General features: G+C 39.5%; 2 protein-coding genes. Both read left to right on the top strand.

Annotated features, from left to right (window positions below; genetic code table 11):
• Window positions 1–94: 94 nt before the first annotated feature.
• Window positions 95–2,251 carry a YjbH domain-containing protein gene (locus H5183_RS21310; RefSeq protein ID WP_182732669.1) on the top strand — a complete coding sequence of 719 codons (2,157 nt, stop codon included), beginning with the start codon at window positions 95–97 and terminating at the stop codon, window positions 2,249–2,251.
• 239 nt (window positions 2,252–2,490) lie between these two features.
• On the top strand, window positions 2,491–4,092 hold the full coding sequence (locus H5183_RS21305; RefSeq protein WP_182732668.1) for a hypothetical protein: 1,602 nt from the start codon (window positions 2,491–2,493) through the stop codon (window positions 4,090–4,092).
• The last annotated feature ends 176 nt before the right edge of the window (window positions 4,093–4,268 follow it).

The following is a 4,268-nucleotide window of genomic DNA, read 5'->3' as shown; positions in this document are numbered from 1 at the left end:
GAACCTAGAACCTAGAACCTAGAACCTAGAACCTAGAACCTAGAACCTAGGGATTGATGGATTTAATAATACTAACTCGGACTCGGATCACACCATGCCTAAATTGAATATGTTGTTTTTAAGCTGTGCAGCTGCATTGAGCTTACCTGTTGCCGCTGATGAGGTAAAACACTTCCAGTCTTTTGCAGGCTATACCGGCTTAATTAACACTCCTAATGCTGAAGTAATGGATTCTGGCGTGGTTGATTTTGGTTATAACAATCAGCTTGATTTTCGGGGCCAGAGGTACATGGATGGCCATAATTTTATAGTTTCCGCTGGCTTGTTTGAAGGCTTTGAGGTAAGCGGGCAAGTTGCATCTAACTCTATGCATGACAATATGTTTTACTCTGAGGGCAGAGGCCAAACTCGTGATTTATCTTTTAATGCTAAATACCAAATACCTTACATACCTCAAGATTGGTTGAGTGTTGCTATTGGTATGAAGGATTTGGGGGGGGCGGCAAATAACTATAAAACAATTTATGCTGTTGCTTCAAAAGAGCTGTGGGATTTTAGATTTAGTGCGGGTGTTGGCTCAAGCGATCGTAAAACGGGGCAGATGGATGGGGCTTTTGCTGGTATTGAATGGCAACCGTTCAAGTGGTTTAGTGTACTCACTGAATACGACTCTGAGGCTGTTAATGCCGCTGCGCGACTAACCATTCCTAAAGAATGGTTATATGATATTGGTGAAATCACCTTAACCAGCCGTTTTTATAGCAATACTGAATTATCTGAAGATACCAGTAATTATTGGGGTATCAACTTTACTTTACCACTAAGTAACGAGTTAGGTTACCAACAGCCAGTTAAAGCTGCACCAGATGTACAAAATAATACTGCTAATGTACCTGTTGCGACTAAAGGCGCGGCATCTATTAATCCTAATGCTGTAAAAATACAAACGCCAAATGACTACACTTTACCTACCGTTAAGCCAGAAGCGCGTACTACTGCAAAGATTACAAATAATACAGGGCAACAAGCTGAATTAAGTCAGTTGAATTCTCAATCTGTTAACTTGAAGCTAGCATTGGTGGACGATGGTTTTGAAAATGTTAGCGTTGCTTTTAACAATAATAATCAGTTGTTTGTTAAATTTGAAAACTCAATTTTTAATCGTAACGATATTGATGCATTAGGATTGGTATTAGGGCGTGTTGCTGAGTTAATAACACTTGAGGGTGTTGAATTTAGCGTACAACTTAACAAATATGATTTAGCATTACTTAATGTTGTTGGTACCGTTGATAATTACAAAGAATTTATTACTAACAATATTTCCCCTGATTTATTAATTACCTTGGGGGCTGCTCTTGAGCCAAATGGTTTGGTTTGGGTAGGGACTACAGATACAAGTTCACCATATTTTAAACCGCGTTTAACTGTAGCGCCAACTATAAGTAATACCTATGCAACTGAGCTTGGAGTATTTGATTACTCTGTTGCAATTAGAGCCGATTTAGAGGTGCCTTTATGGCAAGGCGGCGGCATTATTTTAGGTGGCCAAGTAAATGTTGCGAATAGTGATGATTACGCTGAAAATAAGCCGTTTAAAAATTACCGTAAAGAAACCCAGTTTGATCGCGCTTTGTTCTATCAAACTTTTGAACTACCGTTTGGTTTTTACAACCAAACCCAAGTTGGCTATATCAAAGACTTTTATGACTACCGCGGTATTAGTAATGAAACAGCTTGGCTAAGTGATGCTGGTAGGCATAAAGTGAGCTTTAAATTTGGCTCTTTTCAGTACCAGGATTACCGCGGCAGCCGCAGTTACCAAATGTTTAATTATCAATATAATTGGGTAGAGCAAGATATTACTTTACATGCCCAAGCTGGTGATTTTTGGTATGAAGATAGTGGTTACAAGCTAGAATCACGCTTTTGGTTTGGTGATAGCTACTTAGCTGTATTCTTTGAAGACTCAAGTGCGCAAAGAGCCGGTGCTGCGATAAGCATACCGTTATCACCGCGTAAAGATATGTCGGTTACTCGTTTTGGCCAAGTTAAAGGTAATGAGGCTTACCGCCATAATATTGGTACGCAAGTAGGTAAGTCGCGTAATCAATTGGTTTTTAACCAGTTATACGCACCAAGTTCAATAGTTGGCTTAGATAAAACATTCTTTAACCAAGGTCGCTTATCGAGTGATTATGTTTATAAACATTTACCAAGGTTAAAAGAAGTGTATTTAAAATATCGGTAACAAATTTTTATTAGACTAACTATTGTACAAATATGTAGTTAGTCTATATTATGTAACGAACTGATTAATTACTATAGAGCGATTAGCTCTATTTTTGACAAAAAGTAAAAAATGTTGTTTTTTTGCTCATTTTTGTTGCGTTATGGCTATACTTTCCTAAAGTAAACGCTAATATTGTAACGAGTATAAAAAACCTTAGTTTATTGATTGTTTATTATAAAGGAATAAAAGGACTCCCTATGTTTACTAACAAAAAATCGCTATTGGCATTGTCTGTAGCTTCTGCATTTGCTCTAACTGGTTGTTTTAGTGATGACGATGGTAATGATTACACACCACCTGGACCAGGACCTGATCCAGTAGTGGTTGTTCCACCTCAAACACCAACTGAACTTAACTTTATAGTTAATGTATCTGTAGTTAATAGCGACTCAGATGCAATTGCAGATGCAACAGTAAGATTTGTGGAAAATGGCGCGCCATCAACTAACATCGTTGATGTAGATGGCAACGCGGTTCAGACTGCAACGACTACTGAAGATGGTGGCTTTATTGTTACTGTTAAGAGTGGCTCTGAATTATCAAGTGTGACGGCAGTTGTTTCTGCTGCAGGTTTTATAACCAAATCTTTCAAAGTTGATTTATCTAACGAAGACGAACTATCTGTATTACCAGCTCAGTTCCAATTGACCTCATCAGATGCTGCTGGCCTTGCAAGCGATGTAAAAGTTTCTACTGATATTAGCGGTTCAACAACCACGGCTCCAATCATTGCTGATGCTCTAGTTTCAGGTGATTCAGGTGATTCTTTAGCTACTGCAACTTTACCAACTGGTATTACGCTTCAAAATGCTGCAGGCGAAGCTGTAACTGGTGATTCAGTATCATTGAGTGTTGTAGGTACAGATCCAACATCTTCAACCAAATCATCAGTGATCCCTGAAGGTCTAAATGCTGATAACACTAGCGCAAATGTTTTAGTGCCAGTTTCGGTTGCTGATGTAAACTTATTAGTGGGTGACACTAAAGTTAAGAAATTTGCTGGTGACACATTAAAAGTAACACTTGCAGCACCTACAGATTTAGCTGCTGGCGAAACACTTACTGTTAAATCGTTCGATGATGAAACAGGCCAATGGTCTGCAGATGACTTTGCAGTTACACAAGGTACTGGTACAGTAAGCTTTGAAACAAACCACTTAACGTGGTTTGCTGTTAACCGCAATGCGAATACTTGTACTGACGGCTTTTCTGTAAATGTTGCTTCAGGTACTATTCCTGCAGGTGGGTTATTTGTAGTAGCAGACTCATCAGATATGAGTGTGTTTAACTTCATTCGTGGTGGTGCAACTTCAAAGACTGTTGTGCCAGCTGCCTTAACAACGGGCTTAGGTGTATATGATGGCGCAACTGCTCGAGTAAGACTTTTTGACCGTGAAGGTGGAACATGGTTTGACTCACAAACAGAAGTTGGTGTTTGTGGCGCTGTTGCTGTAACTCCTGTAGCACCATTTACTCTAGTTAATAAAGAATTAACTCTTACAGGTGCTTGTTCTAACGATGCTGATGTAGCGGTGAATGTTACTAATTCAACTGTTTCATTTAAACGTGCTGGCAAAGCTGCAAGAGCTGCAATTAAAGATGCGAATGGTAACTTCCAGTTAACTAACCTACGTGAAGGTGAAAACTACGATGTTACTGTTAACTTCCGTGGTTTACCTGTTGAAGGTGCGAACACATTTACAATTGAAGGTGCTAATGCTGACGCATTAACTCAAGCATTCCAGTTTACATGTCCAACATCTACCGGTGGTACTGGTGGTACTGGCGGTAACGGTTAATTTTTGTTAGTTCCTATTAGGGATTAAGCCTAAAAGCCGCATTTATGCGGCTTTTTTTCGTTTTGGGTTACCTGATCAACGGGGTATGGGCAGTGGGCTTCGGGGCACGAGCTACGAGCTGTAGGCCTAACACCTAACACTTAAAACCTAACACCTAAAACCTAACACCTAAAACC

The organism is Pseudoalteromonas sp. SR44-8 (assembly GCF_014163635.1).
Taxonomy (GTDB): Bacteria; Pseudomonadota; Gammaproteobacteria; order Enterobacterales; family Alteromonadaceae; genus Pseudoalteromonas; species Pseudoalteromonas rhizosphaerae.
This window is presented reverse-complemented; position numbering and strand designations above follow the sequence as displayed.